The organism is Cytobacillus spongiae, assembly GCF_021390075.1.
Map to the genome: position 1 here is coordinate 501719 of NZ_CP089997.1, position 22379 is coordinate 524097.

At 41.2% G+C, this 22379-nt stretch carries 25 protein-coding genes and 1 riboswitch; of the genes, 20 read left to right on the forward strand and 5 right to left on the reverse strand.

The genetic code is table 11. The features are described from left to right. The first annotated feature begins 171 nt into the window (after nucleotides 1–171). From LS684_RS02655 to LS684_RS02675, 5 genes are all read left to right on the forward strand, one after another. Nucleotides 172–996 carry an amino acid ABC transporter substrate-binding protein gene (locus LS684_RS02655; protein WP_284701577.1) on the forward strand — a complete coding sequence of 275 codons (825 nt, stop codon included), beginning with the start codon at nucleotides 172–174 and terminating at the stop codon, nucleotides 994–996. Then, nucleotides 983–1684, forward strand: coding sequence for an amino acid ABC transporter permease (locus LS684_RS02660; protein ID WP_233809683.1), 702 nt, complete (start codon nucleotides 983–985; stop codon nucleotides 1682–1684). Before LS684_RS02655 ends, LS684_RS02660 begins: the two co-directional genes overlap by 14 nt. 15 nt (nucleotides 1685–1699) lie before the next feature. After that, complete coding sequence (locus LS684_RS02665) at nucleotides 1700–2434, forward strand: amino acid ABC transporter ATP-binding protein (protein WP_233809685.1); 735 nt, start codon at nucleotides 1700–1702, stop codon at nucleotides 2432–2434. Nucleotides 2435–2524: 90 nt separating this feature from the next. Beyond that, nucleotides 2525–3034, forward strand: coding sequence for a hypothetical protein (locus tag LS684_RS02670; protein ID WP_233809687.1), 510 nt, complete (start codon nucleotides 2525–2527; stop codon nucleotides 3032–3034). Continuing rightward, the gene (locus LS684_RS02675) at nucleotides 3031–4077 is read left to right on the forward strand and encodes a UvrB/UvrC motif-containing protein (RefSeq protein WP_233809689.1); all 1047 of its coding nucleotides are present in this window, start codon (nucleotides 3031–3033) and stop codon (nucleotides 4075–4077) included. Before LS684_RS02670 ends, LS684_RS02675 begins: the two co-directional genes overlap by 4 nt. 42 nt (nucleotides 4078–4119) lie before the next feature. On the opposite strand, the gene LS684_RS02680 is transcribed toward LS684_RS02675, so the two are convergent. Continuing rightward, nucleotides 4120–4761 carry a 2OG-Fe(II) oxygenase gene (locus LS684_RS02680; RefSeq protein WP_233811523.1) on the reverse strand — a complete coding sequence of 214 codons (642 nt, stop codon included), beginning with the start codon at nucleotides 4759–4761 and terminating at the stop codon, nucleotides 4120–4122. 768 nt (nucleotides 4762–5529) lie between these two features. Between LS684_RS02680 and LS684_RS02685 the strand changes: the two genes are divergently transcribed. Next, nucleotides 5530–6456, forward strand: coding sequence for an ABC transporter ATP-binding protein (locus tag LS684_RS02685; protein ID WP_233809691.1), 927 nt, complete (start codon nucleotides 5530–5532; stop codon nucleotides 6454–6456). Then, nucleotides 6453–7544, forward strand: coding sequence for an ABC transporter permease (locus LS684_RS02690; RefSeq protein WP_233809693.1), 1092 nt, complete (start codon nucleotides 6453–6455; stop codon nucleotides 7542–7544). The genes LS684_RS02685 and LS684_RS02690 overlap by 4 nt, the downstream gene beginning before the upstream one ends. Before the next feature lie 31 nt (nucleotides 7545–7575). Here the strand turns inward: LS684_RS02690 and LS684_RS02695 are convergent, their stop codons facing one another. From LS684_RS02695 to LS684_RS02710, 4 genes are read right to left on the reverse strand one after another with little or no spacing between them, the layout of a single operon-like run. Further along, a complete protein-coding gene (locus LS684_RS02695; protein WP_233809695.1) occupies nucleotides 7576–8130 on the reverse strand; it encodes a GNAT family N-acetyltransferase in 555 nt (184 codons plus the stop codon). A 22-nt stretch (nucleotides 8131–8152) separates the two neighbouring features. Beyond that, nucleotides 8153–9289 (reverse strand): acyltransferase family protein, encoded by a 1137-nt coding sequence (locus tag LS684_RS02700; protein WP_233809697.1) that lies wholly within the window; start codon nucleotides 9287–9289, stop codon nucleotides 8153–8155. Nucleotides 9290–9324: 35 nt separating this feature from the next. After that, the gene (locus LS684_RS02705; protein ID WP_233809699.1) at nucleotides 9325–9594 is read right to left on the reverse strand and encodes a hypothetical protein; all 270 of its coding nucleotides are present in this window, start codon (nucleotides 9592–9594) and stop codon (nucleotides 9325–9327) included. 17 nt (nucleotides 9595–9611) lie between these two features. Then, nucleotides 9612–9794 carry a hypothetical protein gene (locus LS684_RS02710; protein ID WP_233809701.1) on the reverse strand — a complete coding sequence of 61 codons (183 nt, stop codon included), beginning with the start codon at nucleotides 9792–9794 and terminating at the stop codon, nucleotides 9612–9614. Nucleotides 9795–10044: 250 nt separating this feature from the next. Here LS684_RS02710 and LS684_RS02715 point away from each other — a divergent pair, with 250 nt between their 5' ends. The 13 genes from LS684_RS02715 (at nucleotide 10045) to thiE (ending at nucleotide 22098) form a co-directional block, all read left to right on the forward strand. Further along, complete coding sequence (locus LS684_RS02715; protein WP_233809703.1) at nucleotides 10045–10932, forward strand: AraC family transcriptional regulator; 888 nt, start codon at nucleotides 10045–10047, stop codon at nucleotides 10930–10932. A gap of 257 nt (nucleotides 10933–11189) precedes the next feature. Further along, a riboswitch (TPP riboswitch) is annotated at nucleotides 11190–11287 on the forward strand. A gap of 176 nt (nucleotides 11288–11463) precedes the next feature. Next, nucleotides 11464–12234, forward strand: a complete 771-nt coding sequence (locus LS684_RS02720; protein ID WP_233809705.1) for a thiazole synthase — start codon at nucleotides 11464–11466, stop codon at nucleotides 12232–12234. Nucleotides 12235–12347: 113 nt separating this feature from the next. Continuing rightward, on the forward strand, nucleotides 12348–13454 hold the full coding sequence (gene thiH, locus LS684_RS02725) for a 2-iminoacetate synthase ThiH (RefSeq protein ID WP_233809707.1): 1107 nt from the start codon (nucleotides 12348–12350) through the stop codon (nucleotides 13452–13454). A 26-nt stretch (nucleotides 13455–13480) separates the two neighbouring features. After that, nucleotides 13481–14551: a LuxE/PaaK family acyltransferase gene (locus tag LS684_RS02730; protein WP_233809709.1), complete on the forward strand. Its 1071-nt coding sequence runs from the start codon at nucleotides 13481–13483 to the stop codon at nucleotides 14549–14551. 11 nt (nucleotides 14552–14562) lie between these two features. Continuing rightward, on the forward strand, nucleotides 14563–16017 hold the full coding sequence (locus tag LS684_RS02735) for an acyl-CoA reductase (protein WP_233809711.1): 1455 nt from the start codon (nucleotides 14563–14565) through the stop codon (nucleotides 16015–16017). A gap of 13 nt (nucleotides 16018–16030) precedes the next feature. Further along, nucleotides 16031–16777 (forward strand): ABC transporter ATP-binding protein, encoded by a 747-nt coding sequence (locus LS684_RS02740; protein WP_233809713.1) that lies wholly within the window; start codon nucleotides 16031–16033, stop codon nucleotides 16775–16777. Continuing rightward, the gene (locus LS684_RS02745; RefSeq protein ID WP_233809715.1) at nucleotides 16758–17558 is read left to right on the forward strand and encodes an ABC transporter permease; all 801 of its coding nucleotides are present in this window, start codon (nucleotides 16758–16760) and stop codon (nucleotides 17556–17558) included. The genes LS684_RS02740 and LS684_RS02745 overlap by 20 nt, the downstream gene beginning before the upstream one ends. After that, the gene (locus tag LS684_RS02750) at nucleotides 17555–18565 is read left to right on the forward strand and encodes an ABC transporter substrate-binding protein (protein ID WP_233809717.1); all 1011 of its coding nucleotides are present in this window, start codon (nucleotides 17555–17557) and stop codon (nucleotides 18563–18565) included. Before LS684_RS02745 ends, LS684_RS02750 begins: the two co-directional genes overlap by 4 nt. A gap of 11 nt (nucleotides 18566–18576) precedes the next feature. Next, nucleotides 18577–19353 carry a 3-oxoacyl-ACP reductase gene (locus LS684_RS02755; protein ID WP_233809719.1) on the forward strand — a complete coding sequence of 259 codons (777 nt, stop codon included), beginning with the start codon at nucleotides 18577–18579 and terminating at the stop codon, nucleotides 19351–19353. Nucleotides 19354–19381: 28 nt separating this feature from the next. Further along, nucleotides 19382–19585 carry a sulfur carrier protein ThiS gene (gene thiS / locus LS684_RS02760; RefSeq protein WP_233809721.1) on the forward strand — a complete coding sequence of 68 codons (204 nt, stop codon included), beginning with the start codon at nucleotides 19382–19384 and terminating at the stop codon, nucleotides 19583–19585. 21 nt (nucleotides 19586–19606) lie between these two features. Continuing rightward, nucleotides 19607–20626 (forward strand): thiazole biosynthesis adenylyltransferase ThiF, encoded by a 1020-nt coding sequence (locus LS684_RS02765; protein ID WP_233809723.1) that lies wholly within the window; start codon nucleotides 19607–19609, stop codon nucleotides 20624–20626. A gap of 3 nt (nucleotides 20627–20629) precedes the next feature. Further along, complete coding sequence (gene thiD / locus LS684_RS02770; protein WP_432418813.1) at nucleotides 20630–21460, forward strand: bifunctional hydroxymethylpyrimidine kinase/phosphomethylpyrimidine kinase; 831 nt, start codon at nucleotides 20630–20632, stop codon at nucleotides 21458–21460. Further along, entirely contained in the window at nucleotides 21457–22098 is a 642-nt protein-coding gene (gene thiE / locus LS684_RS02775) for a thiamine phosphate synthase (RefSeq protein WP_233809727.1), read from the forward strand. Before thiD ends, thiE begins: the two co-directional genes overlap by 4 nt. Nucleotides 22099–22379 lie beyond the last annotated feature (281 nt).

A 22379-nucleotide genomic window follows, 5' to 3' on the forward strand; every position in this document is an offset into this window, starting at 1 on the left:
GTAGAGGATAGGCTTTTTTTAAGGGCAAGAAGAACAATAGAATGTTCTGTTCTTCCACAGGGCACTCTACTAGTACACGTAATTTCCAAGTAATTGACTTTGACATGGAGAAGTTTCTCTTATATGATAGCTAATGCTGACAAAACTTATATGAATTAGGGGGTTAAAGTAGTGAAGAAATTTTCAATGCTATTCTTATTTTTATTAAGCGCGATGATTGTGATTGCTGGGTGCGGAACAGCTGAAGATAAAGGAACGAATCAAGAAGGAAACGGTGCAAAAACAACGGAACAAGATTTATTATCAAAAGTGAAAGAAGAAGGTAAGTTATTAATAGGGACGGAAGGTACATACCCTCCATTCACGTTTCATGATGATAAAGGTGAGTTAACAGGCTTTGACGTGGAGATTGCTCGTGAAATTGCGAAGCGGTTAGGAGTAGAAGCTGAATTTCTTGAAACACAATGGGATGCCATGTTTGCTGGATTAGATGCAAAGCGTTTTGATATGATTGCGAACCAAGTGGGGATTCGTCCTGATCGCCAAGAAAAGTATGACTTTTCAGATCCTTATATTACTTCTGCAGCCGTATTAGTTGTTCATGCTGATAATGCTGAAGTAAAGTCTTTTGAAGATATTAAAGGGAAGAAAGCAGGCCAATCATTAACAAGTAACTATGCGGACTTAGCGAGATCGTTTGAAGCAGAAATCGTAGGAGTAGAAGGGTTTAATCAAGCGGTTGAATTAATTAACTCAAAGCGTGTAGATGTAACGATTAATGATAAATTATCTGTTCTTGATTTTAAAAAGCAACGACCTGATGCAGCGATTCAAATTGTAGATACGTCTGAAGATGCGGCAAAAAGTGGGCTTATGTTCCGTAAAGGAAATGAGCCACTCGTTGAAGAAGTGAACAAGGCATTAGCTGAAATCATTGAAGATGGTACGTATGAAGAAATTTCTGTGAAATGGTTTGGTGAAAATGTACTTAAGTAATATTTTTGCAGATCCTGAGAGACTTAATCGATTAGTGGAAATCGCCGAAAGCTCCCTTCAGCCTATACTGAAGGGGGCTGTTATGTATACAATTCCTTTGACAATCATTTCGTTTGTACTAGGTTTAGTGTTAGCGGTTTTGACGGCACTTGCACGTATTTCTAGTGTCAAAATCCTACAGATGATAGCTAGAGTGTACGTGTCTGCCATTCGGGGGACACCACTACTTGTACAATTATTTATTATTTTCTATGGGTTGCCAACCCTTGGTGTTGTCATTGACCCTTTTCCATCCGCTGTTATTGGATTCTCCTTAAATGTAGGTGCATATGCATCTGAAATCATCCGAGCAGCTATTTTATCTATCCCTAAAGGGCAGTGGGAAGCTGGGTATTCAGTTGGAATGTCCTATCCGCAAACTTTAAAGAGAATAATTTTACCACAAGCGTCACGTGTATCGATTCCGCCATTATCCAATACATTTATTAGCTTGGTAAAGGATACCTCTTTAGCTTCAATGATTTTAGTAACAGAGATGTTTAGAAAAGCACAAGAAATCGCCGCAACTAATTATGAGTTTCTTTTGCTTTACACAGAGGCAGCAATTATTTATTGGATGATCTGTTTTATCCTCTCCATCATACAGCACCGAATGGAAACAAGGTTAGACCGATATGTATCAAGGTAGAGGAGGAAGATGACGATGATAACGGTAAAAGGATTATATAAACAATTTGATCAACTCGAAGTGTTAAAAGGGGTTGATTTAGAGGTGGAAAAAGGGAAAGTAGTCGTCTTAATCGGACCGTCTGGTTCAGGGAAAACTACCTTTTTACGATGCTTAAATGTACTTGAAACTCCGACTTCTGGATCGGTATCGATTGGGGAGCAAGCACTTGATTTTTCGAAGATGGTACCGCAAAAATCAATCGCTCCCTTCCGCCGTTTAACGGGTATGGTCTTTCAAAACTATAATTTATTTCCTCATATGACAGCTCTTGAAAATGTGATGGAGGGGCCCGTCACGGTGAAAAAGCAACCTAAGGAAATAGCCAGGGAGAAAGCGGAGGCGCTTTTAAAGAAAGTGGGACTCGGTGACAAATTGAGTCTTTATCCATTCCAGCTTTCTGGAGGACAGCAGCAACGTGTTGGAATTGCCAGGGCACTTGCAATGGAGCCAGAGGTTATGTTGTTTGATGAGCCAACCTCTGCACTAGATCCAGAGCTGGTGGGAGAAGTGCTCATAGTCATGAAGGACCTTGCCAATGAAGGGATGACGATGGTGGTCGTTACCCATGAAATGCGTTTTGCAAAAGATGTGGCAGATGAGGTTCTATTCATGGATGGAGGTATTATTATTGAAAGAGGGGCGCCAGAGCAGCTTTTTGCCAATCCCCAGCAAGAACGCACACGTCAGTTCTTAAATTTAATTCAATGATTTGACCTGAATCCCAGTAATACTATGGGGAGTCAGGTCTTTTTGTTATAATTTTTTTAGAGATGGGTCGGTCTGAGAGGAGAGAGATCTATGGGGAAAGTGAAAGCTGTTAAAATTGATGGGGAAGCGATTCATTTTTTCAAAAGCCAAATCTACGTCTATCAATCAACCACAGGGTACACGTTGGAATTGGATATGATAGTTAGTGAAGTAGCTGTACAGAAATACCGCCGGGAGGAAACATGGATTGTAGAGGTGGAGCTAGAAGATGGAAGAGTAATTTCTTCCTATATGCATCTGAAAAGTCTGTCGGGGGGATTGCCGCAGTTGAATTTGTTTTGCCAGCTAGCTCACGCTGAGGAATATGGTGAGCTCCCGGTTTTTACAGAAACAGATGTAATCTTTCCTGATTTTGAACAAGGGATCACATTGGATGAAATTCGCCAATTTGAAATGCCCTATGAAAAAATCGGCTTAAAGATCAGCCTTCCAATTGATCAAGTAGAGTGGCTTAAACAGCGTAAGAATCGTGAGCTTTCAGATATGCTGAAAGAGGCAATATATGATTATTGGAAAAAGCATGATGGAGATGGAATATGAACCTGAAGGAGAAAGTAAAACAGCTTCCAACAGCTCCTGGAGTTTATTTGATGAAGGATGCGGCAGGTGAGATCATCTATGTAGGAAAGTCAAAAAATTTAAAAAATCGTGTTCAATCTTACCTGCAAAATTCTCGAGTAGATTCAAGAAAACTCGAAAAGCTCACACAGCAGTTAAAGGACTTTGATTGGATTCAACTGGATACAGAATTCGAAGCACTTATGCTCGAATGCCAGCTAATTCAAGAGTTAAAGCCTATTTACAACCGGAAAATGAAGACGCCTGACGCTTACTCTTACTTGAAAATCGACCAGGTCAAAGGAATCTATCGAATTGAGATAACACATATTCTAGAAGATGAAGCTTACTACTTTGGCCCATTTACAAGCAAAAGTACATTAGAACGAGCCATCAATGGGTGGAAGGAACTTCTCAAAATCGATTGTCATCGTCCTTATAATAGGAGCACACCTTGCTTGAACTTCTCTTTAGGATTATGTAGAGGCATCTGTATTAAGGAAGAGGCGATGAACTTCTATGAAAACAGTATCCTTCAGCTAATGGACTTTCTGAACGGTACAGACCAAAGTCTGATAAAGGAGTTAAGTAAGCAGATGGAGAATGCTTCTTCCTCATATGATTTTGAACAAGCTGCTAAGTTACGGGACACAATTAATGCTCTAAATGGGATGTACAAAAAACAACAGGTCATTCAGTTTCTTCGTGAGAATCAACAACTCGTTGTTTTAGATAAAAGTAGCTTGAAATTGTTCTTCATTCAAGGGAACCGTATTCTCTATCAGCATAAGCTTGCTACGCAAGAAAATCCCATTGAGTGCCTCGGGAACGCGATAAAGGACTATTTCCAACAAAATGAATCCCCTGTAATCATTGATAAACAAGAGATAGATGCGGCGCAAATTGTGTTCAGCTATATTCATAGTTTTGCTTGCCAATATATAAGAGTTCAGGATGAATGGTTGATAGCGGATTGTGATGATGAGATGGGACGTGCAATTATGATGATGGTTGAAGGGAAATAACAAACGCAGAGCTACAACAAGCTCTACGTTTGTGTAATCCCTTTATTTAAAAACTTTTCTGCGCATCCACTGAGTCGCTGCCCACTTATCTCCAATTACAACTGGCGCGCCACCGTGTAAAGTTAGTTCATTTAATTCATCATTATCGTAGAAATACTCAAAATACACAGCCATCCCTTTTTGGGGAGTAACTGAAAGCTTTAGATGAGGGAAATACGTTTCCCCTCCATGTTCAACATCATTTAAATACATGACAAGTGTACTGATTCTTGGGTTGTTAACAGGTCTTGAGCTAGCGGAAAAGTAATCATAATGGGCTTTATATTCTTGCCCAATCTGATAGTTTAATATTTGTAATCCTTCTCCGTGTTCAACGGGAATCCCCATGATTTGTGAGACTCTCTTTTCCACTCTTGTCACCACTTCATGAGCATCCTCTGGTAAAAATACACTGCTGCTCGTGCGAATCGCATTCTCTTCACGAACTGAGCCAATTTTGGAACGGTTCATACGATCCTTCGAAATGTCAATAAGTGCATCACATTCTTCATCACTTAATACATTCCCAAGAATAACTACAAGCGGCTCCGCTAACCGAGCAATAATGTTAATCTCTCGATCTTCAGTAATGATTTTATTCCCAACATGGTTAAAAATCGTCAATTCATACGTTTCTATGTTCATCAACCTCTTTAATAGTGAATTTCAGAAATATAAGAAAGGGAAATAAAAACATTTTATTCTTCACCCAATGATCTGTTCCTTCGAACACAAGCCATCCTGGATGTTATCGGTTCATCAACCTCCAGCAATAAGCAGACAAGCTGCCAATTAAGTTAAGTCGATTTTATCACCACATAGGAGGAAAGGCTAACTATTTTTTCTAGTAAATAATAGAGAATAAGGGTTATAAAAGGGTGGATACGATGGTGGCTAGGGAGGATGGAGAAAAAGGTCATCATAAGATCGATGAAGGTCCAAAAAGCTAGAATGATAGTTAGAGAAGGCCATCATAAGATCGATGAAGGCCCAAAAAGCTAGAAAAATAGCTGGAGAAGGTCATCATAAGATCGATGAAGGTCCAAAAAGCTAGAATTATAGTTAGAGAAGGTCATCATAAGATCGATGAAGACCCAAAAAGCTAGAAAAATAGCCAAAACTGGTCATCATGAGGTGATTGAAGCCCAAAGCAGCTAGAAAATCAGCCGAAACAGGTCATCATAAGATCGATGAAGGCCCCAAAAGGCTAGAAAAATAGCCAAAACTGGCCATCAAAAGGTCGATAAAGCATCAAAAATCTAGAAACTAGCCAGAAAAGATCTTCATAATAGCGACGAAGGCCTTCCTTTGTTAGAGAAAAGAGCGTCTCTCAAAATTGGCTGCCCCTAGTGATTCACGTATAATAGAAAGCAACGTGGACTGAAGTTATTATTAGAACAAAGGGGGCTTGTTATGCCTAGTGAAGTAATGGTAGATGTAAAGGGATTAGTTAAACAGTACGGATCATTTCTTGCAGTGAAAGGCGTCGAATTCCAAGTAGAAAAAGGTGAGATATTCGGTTTACTTGGGCCTAATGGAGCTGGAAAAACGACGACGATTGAGATGCTGGTTGGGCTTCGTAAGCCTGATGACGGGACTGCTGTGTTAGCCGGATTTGATGTGAAGAAGCAAATTAACCAAGTGAAGGAAGTCATTGGGGTTCAGTTGCAATCCACGTCATTGTTCGAATTATTGAAGGTAGAAGAGACACTTCATCTGTATGCAAGCTTCTATCCATCCCATGTGGATATTGAGCAATTGATCGAAGACATGCTGTTAACAGAAAAGCGAAATGATCGTGTAAAGGGGCTCTCCGGAGGGCAAAAACAGCGTTTGGCTATTGCACTTGCTTTAATACATGATCCGAAAATAGTGTTCCTAGATGAGCCGACGACTGGCCTAGATCCACAGGCACGGAGAACTTTATGGGATATTGTCCTTCGGCTGAAGGACAGGGGGAAAACGGTCATTCTTTCGACGCATTACATGGATGAAGCTCATGTGCTTTGTGATCGTATCGGCATTATGGATCAAGGAGAACTGATTGCACTTGATACGCCAACGAATTTGGTGAAAAGCTTACAGTCTACGAGCACAGTTGAGTTTCATTTGAACAATCCTCCTCAAGAAGAGCTGTTTATGAAGATGGAAGGCGTGAAAGAGGTATCCATTAAAGATACATTTGTTCAGCTGTATACAGATGAGCTTCAGATGGCGCTCACTTCACTCATTCATGTTGCGACAGAGCACAAATTAACCATTGAGGACCTCCAAACAAGGCAAGCAACATTAGAGGATGTCTTTATCCATATGACAGGAAGGAGGCTACGAGAATCGTGAGAGCTTATTGGCAATTAACGTTAGCCCAGCTTCGAATTTTTGCACGGAATAAACAAGTATTATTTTTCACATTAATGTTCCCTGTTATTTTAATGTTAGCACTAGGCTCCTTTGTTGGGGGAGATAGCACTGTTAGCTTATCAGTTGGTGTGGTTGACGAAGATCAATCCAGTGAATCCACTGAACTAACCGAACTTTTGGAAAAAAATGAAGGAATAGAAGTTCAAGAATATGAAAGTGTGGAGGAAGGAAAGGATGCTGTTGAAAGTGGGGACATCCAGCTTTTAACCGAAATTCAGAAAGGATACGGGAATCAGCTTGCAGATGGTGAAGAGGCTTTCGCTCTCCCAGTCTATTACAATGAGAAGAATTTAGCTGCAGCTGAATTAGGTTTGACTGTGTTAAATGGAATTATTGATCAATACAGTAAAGAACTTGTCAATTATGAGCCGCTAGTTGTCATCGAAAAAATTGGCATTGAAGCACTAAATATTCGCTATGTTGATTTTCTTGTACCTGGAATCGTGGCGATGATGATCATGAGCAACAATATGAACGGGGTAGCTGGGCAAATTTCCGCATGGCGCGAGCGAGGAATCTTACGAAGAATGCAAGGAACTAGGCTAAAAGCTTCCACCTTTATTGCGGCTCAAATTACTGCTCGTCTTCTATTAAATGGAACTCAAGCATTGCTTGTCGTTCTCATAGCAAATTTGGTGTTTGATATTCAAGTGGTGGGCTCATGGCTTGCACTAATTTTCTTTATCGTTCTCGGCACACTTGCCTTTATGGCATTGGGTTTTATTATTGCGGGTATTGCCAAAAATCCCGAAAGTGCTGGTCCGATTGCTGGGTTCGCTACGTTTCCCATGCTTTTCTTAGGAGGGGTATTCTTCCCAATTAGCAATATGCCAGACTTTATCCAACCGATCGTAAACGTGTTGCCGATCGCTCATTTATCGTCGGCACTGCGTGAGACAATGAATCTAGGAACCCCATTTTTAGAGCTTGCTCCTGAGCTGCTTATCCTAACTGGATGGCTTGTAGGTGGGTTTATGTTAGCGAGCTATGTGTTTAAGTGGGAATAGAAAAGAGGTGCGTTTTGCACCTCTTTATCAATTAGTCTAAGAACAATGCCATTAAAATTAAATCATGATAGGAACCATTAGAAGTCTTAATTGCCCTTTTTTTGACCCCTTCTTCGGTAAAGCCCAAATTCCTGTAAAGTGCAATCGCTGCCACATTCGTATCAAAAACCTCAAGGCATAATTTTTCAATCAAAGGGTTGTTGTCCGCCCATTCTAATAAGGTGTTAAGTAACGCTTTCCCCACTCCCTGATGTCTAAATTCCTTTTTAACACTCATGCCAAACGAACCTTGATGCTGGATCCGTTCCCTATTTCCATTATGGAAATCTAAAAACCCAATCATTTCATTTTCGTATTCAGCTAGGAGGGCTATTTTTCCATTATGTTCATAAAGCTGCTTTAAAAAATGCAATTGTTGCTCGCTTGAAATCTTCAATTCATGTGATGCAGTTACCAAGTAAGGGGCTTCATTCATAATTGTCTGTGTGAAAAGTAAAACTTGATCCGCATCTTCTGGCAAAGCCGTTCTTACGATCAAGCTTTCTCCATTCTCCATCTTAAATTTCTTCAAGACTATATCTCCCATGATAGTACCTCCTGTAATTACTTCACATTTGCTGATTGTTCGTTGGAATTGGAGGGCCATTCTTCTTTCCTTTTAACCCGAACAAGATACGGATTGGGGATAGATTACGCACGACATAATGATAAATTCCCATTATGATAATGAAAGAAATACAAATCAAGAATACAAGCTTGAGCCCAATTGGCCAAGAAAGATCTTTAATGAAAAAGCCAATAATCACAATAACAGGCTGGTGAATAATGTAAAATGGCATAGCTGCTTCGCTAGCATACGTCAGTAGTTTATTGTTAAATGATAAGTATGTATGACCCAAATGATAGATCGATAGGAGGATATTTATACTTCCGATTACTAACAATGTCGAAAAAATGACAAAACCAACTGTACCTCTATCTGGATATTCAATAAAAAACCAAATGATATAGGCGGTTGTTGGAAGGATCGCTAAAGTATAGTGAATCCATCGTGTTTTTTCTAGATAGTTCAGAAGGCTTTCGCTTGTGAATACGTAAAAGCCAAAGAGGAAATACATCAAATACACAAGCAAGTCCCATCCACCTAACTTTACAGTTTCAACGAAGCTTGTTAAAAGGATGAATGGAATATGAAGGAGAAATAGCTTGATTCCTGTTACCTTTTTGAAAGGCTTTGTTTTTAAAAATAAACCTAAAGTTAGAAAAGAAAAAAGGATAAGCGCTAATAAATACCAAAGGTGAAGACCGACAAAGGCAAAGTTTCCTGGTCCACCCATTTCTAAATACACTCCTTCATAAGCATGGGGAAGGAAATCTAAGAACGAACCACTAAATTGCTGAAGATAGACTCGTTCAATATATACTTGTGGCGGGGTAAGGATGAATATGCCAAACAGAAGCGGGATTCCTAACCGTGCCAATCGCTCACGAATATACTGGCTCCCACTTCGTTTTTGAAGGGAATAGTATGAACTTAGTCCTGAGATCACAAAAAAGATCGGCATAATCCACACCCCAATATAAAGAGAAAAGGCCAAAATGGCTTCAGCATCTATTTCATTATTTTTCACATGCCACTCGAAGGGGTTAAAGAACATGGAGCAGTGATAGAGAAATACGATAAAAGTAGCGAGAACTTTAATCCAATCTAAGTCATATCTTCTAGAGCTTTTTAATTTTGACATTGTAATGGTTCCTTTCCATAAGCATCTATTCGTCCTTACTCTTGATGTAACCCCCCTCTATAAATGAAAATGGTTCCAAATAATAATCCAAACCCGAGGAAAATGCCACCTGCTACTAGGAAACTCTCAATATAGCTACTTATAACAATATGGTAGGTTTCCGAAGCTGCCCCTCCTTGTTCAGCTAACCATCCACTGGCAAGAGAAGTGCCGAAAGAAACACAGTTAAATAGCATGACAATTCCACTTACAGTCAATAGCAACCCTACTATCAATACTAATTTTTGCTTGTCTACATGGTTCAAGACCATCGACTCCTTTCCTACATATTTACACTTTTAACCTTCCACTTATGCTGATTGCTTTCTCTGCTTACTACTAACAATCCTTCCTGGTGAGCTTCTAGTCGTCCGATAAGCTCACCACTCGTATCAATGGCACAGCTTCCTCCTGCTGATCGATAGCCACCTGTTTCTCCAGAGTAGTTTCCTAAAAAGACGTTCATATTATATTCCTTAGCTTGATGATGTAGCACGGAAGTATACTTTTTATAGCAAGTAGTAAAAATTAAGATGCTGGCCAAGTAGATTGAATAGACATTAGTTAATTTTTACATCAATTCCTCAAAATGTATAGTGGGTTATGTTAAAGTTTAGTAAATGAATAGAATGACAATTGGATGCTATACTTAGCAAAAAATGTTAAGAACAAACATTTGTTCTCTGATATAGTGAGAAGTGGGTAGGTGATAACAGATGGATTATGAGGCTAGTATTCAACGAGCTCTTGATTATATAGAAGACCACTTGATGGAGACGTTAACGCTTGAGTCGCTAGCAGAGAAGGCTTGCTTTTCTCCTTATCATTTTCATCGCGTCTTTCAAGCGATGGTTGGTGATTCTGTGATGGAATATGTGAGAAAAAGAAGGTTAACGGTAGCAGCGGAGCGGTTATTTTATCACGATGAGAAAGTCATTGACATTGCGTTAGAGGTAGGATTTCAGTATCAAGAGTCATTTAATCGGGCGTTTAAAAAGCACTTTGGAATGTCACCAAAGCAGTACCGAAAAGCCGAATATCTGTCTGGACCATTTCGAGGAAAAGTCTGCCTAAAACCAAAGGAGTTTCAAGGAGGAGTAAGAATGGAACCGAAATTAACTGTAAAACCTGCTTTTCACATCATAGGCTATGAACTAAAGACAAGAAATGAGGATGGACAAAATAACCGGGATATACCAGAGTTTTGGCAACAATATATTCGAAATGATTTAGGGGCGAATATCCCAAGCCCAATTCACAAACACGTTGAGTTAGGTTTATGTACCGATTTTCAGCCTGAATCGGGCGAATTTACTTACGTAATCGGGATGGAAGTTGATGCTGGTACAAAGCCTCTTGAAGGAATGGTGTATCGAAGCTTTCCCGAACAGGAATATGCTGTATTTACTACTCCGAAAGCAGATGAAGCAGCCTTTACCGCTTCTATTCAATCGACGTGGAACAAAGTCTTTACCGAGTGGTTCCCTCAATCAGGTTATGAACATACAGGCACTGCCGAATTTGAACTCTATGATGAAAGATGCTATGGAGACGACAATAAGGAAATAGATATCTACATTCCAGTTGTGAAAAAACTCCAATAAATAATGAGCTGCTTCTCAAGTGATTGAGGGGCAGTTTTTTTAAAAATAAAGCTGTTCTCAATAGTTCTGCCAGCGTATATAAACGGACGATCAAGTTGTTATGTTCATATTCATTTAGCTATGGTTTAAGGAAAGTAACTATTGTGAAACCGCCTGGATATATATGGTATTAAGCGTTTACAGTTTACAACAAGGTGATAGTGTGATAAAAATGGGGATAGATTCATAACTTTGGATTATGGATGACAATTTTATACAGTGAATGCTAGGGGTGCCGTATGGCTGAGAGGACGAATGTCTAACCCTTGAACCTGATTTGGTTAGTACCAACGTAGGGAAGCTTTTATAGAAGCGTAGACATGGAAGGCTCCGTGTGTGCTTTTCTATTACTTTAAATGTAAAAGCTTACCTAAATTGGGTAAGCTTTTTTGTGTTTTAATCTACATCTACATATTGTCATGAACGGACATGATACGGAATTTTGTAGAAATATCCGTTTTGTGTATTACCAACTTGGAGGAGGAATTAAGGATGAAGGATGTATTAACAATTGGTGGAGTGGATCTACATAATCGCTTATTTACAGGGACTGGAAAGTTTGCGGATCATAAACAAATGAAGGAAGCACTTGAAAAATCGCAATCACAAGTCGTTACCGTAGCGCTTCGTCGAGTCGATTTAGAAGCACAGGGGGAAGAGAATATTCTAGAGGACATCCCAAAGGATATGGTGCTGCTGCCAAATACTTCAGGAGCTCGAACTGCGGAGGAAGCGATACGGATTGCTCGATTAGCTCGAGCATGTGGAATGGGAAATTGGATTAAGATTGAAGTAATCTCTGATCAGAAGTACTTGCTTCCTGATAATGAAGAAACGATTAAAGCGACTGAGGTTTTAGCAAAAGAGGGCTTTGTTGTGCTTCCTTATATGAGCCCCGACCTAATGGCGGCAAAGAAAATGCAGGAAGCAGGCGCTGCTGCAGTTATGCCTCTTGGCGCACCAATTGGAACGAATCGGGGAATTCGAATGAAAGAAATCATCCAAATTCTGATAGATGAAATGGATGTTCCAATTGTAGTGGACGCAGGGATTGGGAAGCCATCAGAAGCAGCAGAGGCAATGGAGATAGGTGCCAGTGCTGTTCTAGTCAATACGGCCATTGCTACAGCAAATGATCCAGTTGAAATGGCCATTGCATTTGATCTAGCTGTAAAAGCGGGAAGAAAAGCTTATTTATCAGGGTTAGGACCTACATCTGTTCAAGCAAAGGCTTCATCTCCTTTAACGGGCTTCTTAGGATAATTCATCTGCATTAAGTTGATTTTTTGGAATGAAAGCAAGGGGAAGGGGCTGTCATTGCCGCATTCGGAGTGAATATGAACCTGGCCTATTGATTAGAAATGGAGGGGTAGTTAATGAGCTTCTATCAAAAGTATGAATCAGTAAGGAATTTACCCTTTGAAGATATTTTTCAACATATCACGCCAAACGACGTGAAGAGGGTGTTAGCGAAAGAAAGCCTTTCTGAGCAAGATCTACTTGTACTTCTTTCACCAGCAGCTGAGTATTGCTTAGAAGAAATGGCCCAGAAAGCGCATCAGCTAACTGTACAGCATTTTGGTAGGGTGATGGGGTTATATGCTCCGTTGTACATAACCGATTATTGTGTAAATAAATGTACGTATTGCAGCTTTAGCTTTGACAATGATTTTCCAAGAAGGAAGCTTTCGATGCTTGAAATTGATCAAGAGTCTAAAGCGCTAGTGGAAATGGGGATTAAGCATTGTATTATCCTAACAGGTGAATCGAATATTCACTCGTCAGTAGACTATTTATGTGAAAGTGTTGAGGTTATGAAGAAGCACTTTTCATCCTTAGCGATTGAAGTTCAGCCATTAGATGCCGAGGGCTATAAGAAATTAGTAGAGCATGGGGTAGATGGGTTGACTGTCTATCAAGAAGTGTATAACGAAGATATTTATAAGGAAATCCATGTGGCCGGTCCAAAGCGGAATTATCGCTACCGCCTAGACGCACCTGAACGTGGCTGTGAGGCAGGGATGCGCTCAGTTAATATTGGTGCATTGCTTGGAATGGATGAATGGAGAAGAGAAGTATTTTTTACAGGACTACATGCTCAATACCTTCAGCATAAATACATTGAAACAGATATCTCTATTTCATTCCCGCGAATTCGTCCTAATTTAGGGGGATATCAACCGAAAATTGATGTGAATGACAAAAATTTAGTTCAGGCGATGCTTGCCATTCGATTATTTTTACCGAGATCGGGCATTACGCTGTCGACTCGTGAAAATGCAGAATTGAGACAAAATTTAATTCCTTTAGGGGTTACGAAAATGTCAGCGGCATCCTCAACAGTTGTAGGCGGCTATGCGAATAAAGAGAACAATAATAGTCAATTCGAGACTTCCGATTCTCGTTCTGTAGAGGAAGTAAAAAGCTCGTTAAGAGAGCTAGGCTACCAGCCGGTTGTAAAGGATTGGCAAATTCTCGCTTAGCCGAGTGGAAGAAGAGGAGGTTTCAGATGGACTTCTTAATGATGAAAACAAAGGTATGGGACTTTATCCAAAACGGGGCAGAGGATGTGGAGCAATTTAACTCATTAGCCGTTGAAATTTTTCATTATCAATATAAGCATAACCAAGCTTACCGAGAATATTGTCGTTCAAAAAGAATAGCTAAGAACAGTGTCAAAAGGATTACGGATATCCCGCCTGTACCAATCGGAGCATTTAAGTACGCGGAGCTCTCGTGCAGTCCAGCCTCGGAAGTGGAAGCTATTTTTACGACAAGTGGAACAACAAATCCTGAGCAAAAAGGAAAGAACTTTCATCGAGATTTAGATGTATGGAAAACATCGATGAGTGTGAATTTCGCAAAGCAAATGATGGCCACTCGAAGGAAAATGAAAATGGTTATGCTGTTTCCTACAGAAGAGGAGCTTCCTAACTCTTCACTCGCACATTATTTAGCAAATGCAAAGCAGAAGTTTGGTACGGATGACAGTGAGTATGTGGTTTCGTTAGCTCATTTCGATATGGAGCGGCTGGTTGAAATCCTCCTTGATGCTGAGGAGTCAAATGAACCAATTATGCTTCTTGGTGCAACATTTTCATTTGTTCACTTTTTAGATTTTGCTGAGGAGAAGCAGCTTGTTTTCTCCTTGCCTGAAGGCAGTGTGGTCATGGACACTGGCGGGGCGAAGGGGAGATCTAGAGAAGTGGATCCATTTACGCTGAAGGGGAAGCTTAGCCAGCAATTCTCTGTCCCAATTGAACAATGTATGAATATGTATGGAATGACAGAATTGAGTTCTCAGTGTTACGACATGCCTGGAACAGATGAAAAGATTCCTCCCCACTGGATGCATACAAGTGTTATTCATCCTGAAACGATGAAGCCTGTTCAGCTAGGTGAAAAAGGGATTATTGTCCACTATGATCTAGCAAACTATCATTCAGCGGTTGCAGTGATGACAGAGGACTTAGCAATGAAAACGGAGCGAGGGTTTAAGCTGTTAGGCAGGGCTACAGGAGCGGAAGCACGAGGCTGTTCATTAGCGGTAGAACAGTTTATTTCAAGTTCAATTAACTAAAAGGAGAGAACATGACGGAATTTATCGCTGGTTTTATACCAGACACGTTTCAAGAAACAATAGACTTGCATACACTGACGTTCACGAAGCATGAACAGCTTGTAACTGTGAAGGTTCCAAAACTCTGCTGCAATCAATACCTAGGGTTAATCCAGCATCTAAAAGAAAATCGTGAGCGTGTAATGAAGAGCTGTCACACGAATGAACTGATTGAAGTGATTGATCAAGCAGTAACCCGCTGGCTCGACCCTAATGAACCAAACCGAAAGCTGGCAGAACAGCTATTGCCGATTATTACCGGGTATGACGATGAGATGATCCGGACCTTTTTGACCGATTATCTTCGTTCTTTTCGAAAAGAAAAATTACAAAGAATGATCGAGGAAGACTTTCCAAATCCGCTCGTGTTAGATGAATTTCGTCCGCGCCATTCAGGCGGACTGACAAGAGCATATGGACCAGATTTGATGGCACATATTTTTTCGGGAAATGTACCAGCCTTGCCGTTATGGAGTTTAGCTGCAGGCCTTTTACTAAAATCGGCTACGCTAGGGAAGGTATCGTCCTCAGAGCCTGTATTCTCGTCGCTCTTCGTTCGAACGATTGCAGAGATTCGTCCGGAAATCGCTAGGTGTATGGCAATTGTGTGGTGGAAGGGAGGAGACGAGGAAATCGAGAAAATCGTGTTTTCTCATTCTTCTCGTGTAATTGCCTATGGAAGTCATCAAACAATTGAAGCGGTCAAGCAACGAGTTCCTACCCATGTACCCCTTCATACACATGGGCATAAGGTGAGTGCTTCGGTTGTAGGGAGTGAATGCTTGCAAGGGCCTCTTGTGAAAGAAGTGATAAAAAGAGTGGCAAGAGACGTAGCAACCTTCGATCAACAGGCTTGTTTATCCCCACATGTCATCTTTGTGGAGAAGGGTGGAAAAATCACGCCGAGAGAATTTGCAGGTATGCTCGCTCAGGAAATGAACAATCTTGAGGTGAAGATGAAGAGAGCAGTGTTAACGGAAGAGGAAGTTTCGGCTATTCATGCTGCTCGAGCAAAAGTACATTTCAGCTCATTTCGAAGTGAAGGAACTGATTTATACACCAGTGTTGACAGCTCGGTCTGGACAGTGGTGTACGAAGAGAGTGACCATTTTCCTTATTCTGTATTAAATCGGTTTATAACGGTGATCCCACTTGATTCTCTGAAGGAGCTTTCTGAAAGATTAGCTCCTGTTTCGCGGGTGATTCAATCAGTTGGAGTGGCGTGTACACCAAAAGAATTTCAAACGCTGATCCATATACTTGGGGAAGCGGGAGTAAACCGTATTTGTTCAATTGGTGAGATGATTAAACCTGAGCCTGGCTGGCATCATGATGGGAGATTTCATTTGGCGGAGCTTGTGAGCTGGTGTGATGTAGAATCGACGGTTGAGAGTATGATAGATGAATTTGACCCTTTTCGAATATAAGGGCGGTGAGTAAATGAGTGAGATATTGCTAGACGATGTAAGCTTAACCTATGCTCATGCAGATAAGCCGACGCTACAGGGAATTTCCTTTGAGGTTCAAGCTTCAGAGTTTGTAAGTATAGTTGGAAAAAGTGGATCGGGGAAAACAAGTCTATTACAACTGGTTGCAGGATTGCAGCAGCCTACTTCAGGAGAGATCCGTATCAATAATCAGAAGGTATTTGAGCCGATTGAAGGACTGACCTATCTTTTCCAACGACCGGTATTGCTGGAGTGGAAAACCGTCCTAGAAAATGTTCTTCTCCCTGTAGGATTAAAGAGAAAAATGACACAGCAGGACCGAGAACAAGCGCTTTCGATTTTAGAAACGATGGGACTTGCTGATAGTGGGGCTAAATTTCCATATGAATGCTCAGGAGGCATGCAAGCAAGGGTAGCGATTGCTCGGGCATTTATGAATGAACCCAAGGTACTGCTGATGGATGAACCCTTCTCAGCTCTTGATAGGTTTACAAAAAATCAATTGCATGAAGAGTTGTTGAAAGTAGTTCAAACGGTAAAGCCAACGGTGCTATGCATTACACACGATATTCAAGAGGCGGTTTATTTATCGGATAGGGTTTTTTTACTTGGTGAAGAACCAACTGGCATCCTCGATGAAATGGTCATCCCGTTTGAGAAACCGCGGTCAAAAGAAATAGGATATGAAGCCGAGTTTCAAAGTCTAGTGAGGACATTAGATGAAAAGCTTCAGAAATAAGCAGGTGAATATGAAAACGCGTACATCGGTATACTCCAGCTTACTCTTGATGGTCCTTCTTTTGCTATGGGAAGCAATTGTCCGTATTCAAGATATACCCGCGTTAATCCTTCCGCCACCAACCTTAATTGCTAGCAATCTTGTAGAGAATTTGAAGTCGGGATACTTTTATCCACATATTGGAGCCACCTTAATCGAGGTTATAGGAGGCTTTCTAATAGGAACTTTGATTGGGCTCGGCCTTGGGTTTATCGTCTCCCAATCAGTTATCACTAGACGGATTCTACATCCATATATCATTGCATCACAGGCAATGCCAAAGCTCGCATTAGCACCGCTACTTATCCTTTGGTTTGGCTATGGGTATTTGCCGAAAATGATCATCGTTGCGCTCATTAGCTTTTTCCCACTATTTGAAAGTACGGTTTCGGGATTGTCTCAGCTAGATCGAGATAAAGAAAATCTATTTCGAGTTATGCGTGCAAGCAAATGGCAAATAATAAGGAAGCTTCGCATTCCGAATGCCATTCCAGTGATTTTATCTGGAATGAGGGTGGCGGTTGTACTCAGTGTTGTAGGAGCAGTTGTCAGTGAATTTGTGGGGGCAAACAAAGGTTTAGGGGCTGTCATCATGATTGCATCTGGAATGATGGATACACCTTTACTATTTTCCGCATTTATTTTACTAACGCTAATTGGGATTGGATTATATGAAGCAATCTCCTTGTTAGAAAGAAAACTATTCAAAACATATATTGTTTACCGGAGGAAAGAACAATGAAATTAAGATGGAAGCAGCTTATGGTGATGGCGGTTGTCGTGTTTGGAATGACAGCTTGCTCATCTGCAAACGAAACGAATTCACAACCGATCAAAGAAGAAACGAAAGTTGACACCATTCGAATGGCTTCTTGGAGTAAGCCAATTGTTGAGCAAAGCAACCTATATGTAGCAGAAGAGAAGGGGATGTTTGAAGAAGCGGGTCTGCAATTTGAGTATGTCCCTGGTGCTGGGGGAGGAGACGCTGTAAAAAATATCATTGCAGGAAATGCGGATATTGCTTTTGCAAATATGGAAGCGGTTTTACTAGCGGCCGAGCAGGGTGAAAAGCTAAAGATCATTTATAATATTTATCCTGAAAATGTCTTTAACCTTGTTTCGTTAAAAGAATCTGGTATCGAATCCATTGAGGATTTAAAAGGAAAAGAAGTTGGGGTATACAGCTTAACGAGTGGTACCTACCAAAATCTGCAAGTTCTTTTACACAAAGCAGGCATGACAGAAGCAGATATAAAAGTAATTCCAACCGGAGTGTTGAACTTTGGTCCATTGATGCAAAATCAGGTAGTAGCTACAGCTGCAACGGATACAGGCCTTTTTGATGCAAAGCAAAAAGGATTAGGAGAAGTGAATGTTATTGAAGTTAAGGATGTGTTAAATACACCATCAGATGTTTTTGTGGTAACGGAACAGATATATAACGAGAAAAAGGAATCCATTGAGAAATTTCTACAAGTGTATAAAGAAAGTACGGAATATGTGATGGAGCATCCGGAAGAGGCGGCAAAAATTGCCCAATCAGCGGCGATTGATGGACAAGATGAAGCCCGTAATCTCGAAATCATACAAATTCGAAATGTAACAGCTGCAAACGAAGAAGGTTTAGGAATGCTAGATATCAATCTATTAAAGCAAGTGGAGCAAACCTATTTAGAAATGGGTCTTTTGCAAAAGTCAGTGGATATCGAAGCGCTTGTCACGAACGAATTCGTTCAAAACCTTGACTAGGGGGAGTATGAATGGATCTAGCATTAAAAGGCAGAGTTTGTTTGGTTACAGGCTCTAGCCGTGGAATTGGAGCTGCAATAGCTGAGGCATTTGCTGCCCATGGATGTCATGTCGTGGTTAATTATCGAACAAGTGAAGAACTTGCAACACAACTAGCAGAGCGACTATCCTCTGAATACGGTATTGACGCGATCCCGATTCAAGCGGATGTTACAGATGAAGAGGCAGTAAAGCGAATGGTAGAAGAGATTGAGAATGAGTTTGGCTATGTAGATATTGTTGTCAATAATGCACTGCATCACTATCTCTTTGACCCAGATCAGCGGAAGTGGGCATGGGAAATGGAATGGAAAGATTATCAACGGCAAATCGATGGCTCATTAAAAGGCACTTACAACGTATGTAAATATGTGATTCCTCGGATGAAGTTCAAGCAGTTTGGCCGGATTATTAACATTGTAAGCAACCTAATCTATCGTCCAGTGGTGCCATATCATGATTACACAACAGCCAAGGGAGCCTTATTGACCTATTCTCAAAATCTAGCAGCAGATCTCGGTGCATTTGGTATCACAGTTAATTGTGTAGCACCAGGGCTTGTATATCCAACTGATGCAAGCCGCCTGACAAAGGAAGAAGTTAAAGAGAACATTATTCAGTCCACTCCACTTGGGCGCATTGCGACTCCACATGATATTACCGGAACGATTCTTTATTTTGCCAGTGGATTGTCCTCATTTGTAACAGGGCAAACGGTTGTTGTTGATGGTGGATTTACGATGAAATAAAAAGAAATAACCGAAAGGAGCGAATCGCATGAACGTTATTGTAAATGGGAAAACGCATGAGCTATCAACAGAACTTCATTCAGTGGAACAATTGTTAACTTTCTTTAACCTGAATCCGAAAGTGGTCATTGTCGAAAGAAATGGAGAAATTGTCTTGAAAAAGCATTATTCACAAACATTACTTGCAGATGGAGATCAGTTTGAGTTTGTCCACTTTGTAGGTGGAGGCTGATGAGAAAGGAAGCGAAGATAAATGGAGGACCGTTATTCTCGGCAACAACTTTTTTCGAAAATTGGAGAAGCTGGCCAAAGGAAGCTCGCTAACAAGCATGTACTGTTAATTGGAGCGGGAGCACTAGGAACCGGGAATGCGGAAATGCTAGTGCGAGCAGGAGTAGGTAAGCTAACGATTGCTGACCGTGATTATGTGGAGTGGAGCAATTTACAGCGCCAGCAATTATATGTGGAAAGAGATGCGAAACACCGAATTCCAAAAGCAGTGGCTGCGGAAAGACGTTTAGCTGAAATTAACGGAGATGTGGAAGTGATTGCTCATGTCAGTGATGTGTCAGTTGAGGAAATCGAGCAGCTTGTTGAGGGTGTAGATCTTATAATAGATGCAACAGATAATTTCGATATTCGTTTATTAATAAATGATGCGTCTCAAAAGTGGGGGATTCCATGGATCTATGGGGCTTGTGTCGGGAGTTACGGAATTAGTTATACCATTATTCCAGGAAAAACGCCGTGCTTGAATTGTTTACTAGAGGAGGTCCCTCTTGGCGGAATGACCTGCGACACAGCCGGGATTATTGGACCAGCTGTTGGAATGGTTGTCGCACATCAGACAACAGAGGCGTTAAAGATACTAACAGAAGCAGAGGGAGACCTACGTGGTACCCTTGTGTCCTTCGACCTTTGGGAAAATCAGTTCTCAAACCTAAATGTAGCGAAAATTCATAATAGCGATTGCCCATCATGTGGGAATAGTCGGTTTTATCCATTTTTAGATAAAGAAAATCATATGAAAACAGCAGTACTGTGTGGTCGAAATACTGTTCAAATTAGGCCGGCAGTACAAGTAGAAAGAGACCTACAGCAATTAGAACAAATGCTGTTGGCCCAAGGCGGGAAAACAGAACGAAACCCTTTCCTTCTTTCCTTTACAAAGGATGAACACCGGGTTGTCGTGTTTAGAGATGGACGGGTTCTTGTCCATGGAACGAAGGATATTTCAGAAGCGAAGAGCCTTTATCATAAGCTTTTTGCATAAGTGATGGGAGGTTACAAAGTGACTGTTCGAAAAGCATTAACAATTGCAGGATCTGATAGTGGCGGTGGCGCTGGCATTCAAGCCGATTTAAAGACATTTCAGGAGCTTGAAGTATACGGAATGTCCGCACTAACAGCTGTTACAGCACAAAATACATTGGGTGTTCAAGGCGTCTATCCGATGGAAGCACCTGCCATTATTGAACAGATGCGTTCGATTGATGCGGACTTAAAGCCAGATGCCCTAAAAACAGGTATGCTATTTAGCTCTGAAATCATCGTTGCGGTTGCGAATCATATTGCTGAATGCCATTGGCAAAATGTTGTTGTTGATCCGGTGATGATTGCCAAAGGGGGAGCTTCACTTTTACAACAAGAAGCCATTGCAGCATTGAAGGAGCATTTATTGCCACTAGCGACCGTGGTGACACCGAATATTCCTGAGGCTGAAGTGCTGTCAGGAGTAAAGATTGAGACGATGGAGAATCGAAAAGAGGCAGCAAAAATTCTTCACGGGTTAGGCGCATCCTATGTGTTAATTAAGGGAGGACACGCGCGGGAAGGGGAGCAGATGATAGATCTGCTGTTCGATGGAGGACAGTTTGTTGAGTTTACCAGTCAGAAAGTAAACACTGTTAATACTCATGGTACAGGCTGTACTTATTCTGCTGCGATTACGGCCGAGCTTGCGAAGGGACAATCGGTACATAAGTCAATCGGGGTTGCAAAGGAATTTATTCAAGCAGCAATTGAGGATGATTTGCATATTGGAGCTGGACATGGCCCAACAAATCATTGGGCTTATAAAAGAAGAGGAGCCTTACAAACGAAATGAGGATCAAAAGAGAGCAGTTGCAGCTTTATTTAGTCATGGGAAGTCAAAATTCTTTTGATGAGCCAGCGCATGTATTAAAGGCTGCGATCGAAGGAGGCGTGACACTTTTTCAATTTCGAGAAAAAGGAGAGCATGCTAAAAAGGGTGCTGAACGAAAGCAGTTGGCTAGGCAGCTGCAAGTCATTTGTAAGCAGCATGGCGTTCCTTTTATCGTCAATGATGATGTGGAGCTTGCTATTGAACTCGATGCTGACGGGGTGCATATCGGCCAAGACGATGGAAACCCAGAAGAGGTACGGAAGAATATTGGTGATAAAATCCTCGGAATCTCTACACACAGTGTGGAGGAAGCAAAAGCGGCTGTCGCTCAAGGAGCCGATTATATCGGAGTTGGTCCGATGTATCATACAGTAACAAAAGCAGATATTGAAGAAGTTCGTGGACCGATCGTCATACAAGAAATTCGAGCAGCGGGCATTTCCCTTCCCCTCGTTGGGATTGGCGGAATAACAAGTGAGCGCATTACAGCAATTATTGAGGCCGGAGCAGACGGAGTCGCACTAATCTCAGCTATAAGTAAAAGCGAGAACCCAAAGCTAGTGGCTGAAGCATGTGCGGGGAAGATGTTTTTGCGATGAGCTTGGATAAAGTAAGATTAGAGGTTTAGTGAGGGGAAAAGTGTGATTTGCCTAGTTCTAGTTTGATGCTAGAATCAAGCTTTTTGATTTGTTGAGTGCATTTATGTGGTTGAATTTTTTATGTGCGTAGCTTGTGAGCGAACGCTCCTTTTTTGAGCGTTCGCTCGCACCCGGGCGGAAATCGCTCACTTTTTGAGAATATCGCTCGCGTTCGACACGAAATCGCTCGCATTCGACACGTTTTCGCTCGGTCGATGTGGATTTTCGCTCAAAATGAGGTT

What these genes read in the sequence shown, in the direction of transcription:
- LS684_RS02710 (WP_233809701.1), bottom strand. Translation starts at nt 9,794, where the DNA reads ATGAACGTCTTTTTAGGAAACTACTCTGGAGAAACAGGTGGCTATCGA.
- LS684_RS02745 (WP_233809715.1), top strand. Translation starts at nt 16,758, where the DNA reads ATGAAAAGCTTCAGAAATAAGCAGGTGAATATGAAAACGCGTACATCG.
- LS684_RS02695 (WP_233809695.1), bottom strand. Translation starts at nt 8,130, where the DNA reads ATGGGAGATATAGTCTTGAAGAAATTTAAGATGGAGAATGGAGAAAGC.
- LS684_RS02715 (WP_233809703.1), top strand. Translation starts at nt 10,045, where the DNA reads ATGGATTATGAGGCTAGTATTCAACGAGCTCTTGATTATATAGAAGAC.
- thiE (WP_233809727.1), top strand. Translation starts at nt 21,457, where the DNA reads ATGAGGATCAAAAGAGAGCAGTTGCAGCTTTATTTAGTCATGGGAAGT.
- LS684_RS02670 (WP_233809687.1), top strand. Translation starts at nt 2,525, where the DNA reads ATGGGGAAAGTGAAAGCTGTTAAAATTGATGGGGAAGCGATTCATTTT.
- LS684_RS02750 (WP_233809717.1), top strand. Translation starts at nt 17,555, where the DNA reads ATGAAATTAAGATGGAAGCAGCTTATGGTGATGGCGGTTGTCGTGTTT.
- LS684_RS02735 (WP_233809711.1), top strand. Translation starts at nt 14,563, where the DNA reads ATGACGGAATTTATCGCTGGTTTTATACCAGACACGTTTCAAGAAACA.
- LS684_RS02730 (WP_233809709.1), top strand. Translation starts at nt 13,481, where the DNA reads ATGGACTTCTTAATGATGAAAACAAAGGTATGGGACTTTATCCAAAAC.
- thiH (WP_233809707.1), top strand. Translation starts at nt 12,348, where the DNA reads ATGAGCTTCTATCAAAAGTATGAATCAGTAAGGAATTTACCCTTTGAA.
- LS684_RS02755 (WP_233809719.1), top strand. Translation starts at nt 18,577, where the DNA reads ATGGATCTAGCATTAAAAGGCAGAGTTTGTTTGGTTACAGGCTCTAGC.
- LS684_RS02675 (WP_233809689.1), top strand. Translation starts at nt 3,031, where the DNA reads ATGAACCTGAAGGAGAAAGTAAAACAGCTTCCAACAGCTCCTGGAGTT.
- thiD (WP_432418813.1), top strand. Translation starts at nt 20,630, where the DNA reads ATGGGAGGTTACAAAGTGACTGTTCGAAAAGCATTAACAATTGCAGGA.
- LS684_RS02700 (WP_233809697.1), bottom strand. Translation starts at nt 9,289, where the DNA reads ATGTCAAAATTAAAAAGCTCTAGAAGATATGACTTAGATTGGATTAAA.
- LS684_RS02765 (WP_233809723.1), top strand. Translation starts at nt 19,607, where the DNA reads ATGGAGGACCGTTATTCTCGGCAACAACTTTTTTCGAAAATTGGAGAA.
- LS684_RS02720 (WP_233809705.1), top strand. Translation starts at nt 11,464, where the DNA reads ATGAAGGATGTATTAACAATTGGTGGAGTGGATCTACATAATCGCTTA.
- LS684_RS02665 (WP_233809685.1), top strand. Translation starts at nt 1,700, where the DNA reads ATGATAACGGTAAAAGGATTATATAAACAATTTGATCAACTCGAAGTG.
- LS684_RS02685 (WP_233809691.1), top strand. Translation starts at nt 5,530, where the DNA reads ATGCCTAGTGAAGTAATGGTAGATGTAAAGGGATTAGTTAAACAGTAC.
- LS684_RS02740 (WP_233809713.1), top strand. Translation starts at nt 16,031, where the DNA reads ATGAGTGAGATATTGCTAGACGATGTAAGCTTAACCTATGCTCATGCA.
- LS684_RS02680 (WP_233811523.1), bottom strand. Translation starts at nt 4,761, where the DNA reads ATGAACATAGAAACGTATGAATTGACGATTTTTAACCATGTTGGGAAT.
- LS684_RS02660 (WP_233809683.1), top strand. Translation starts at nt 983, where the DNA reads ATGTACTTAAGTAATATTTTTGCAGATCCTGAGAGACTTAATCGATTA.
- thiS (WP_233809721.1), top strand. Translation starts at nt 19,382, where the DNA reads ATGAACGTTATTGTAAATGGGAAAACGCATGAGCTATCAACAGAACTT.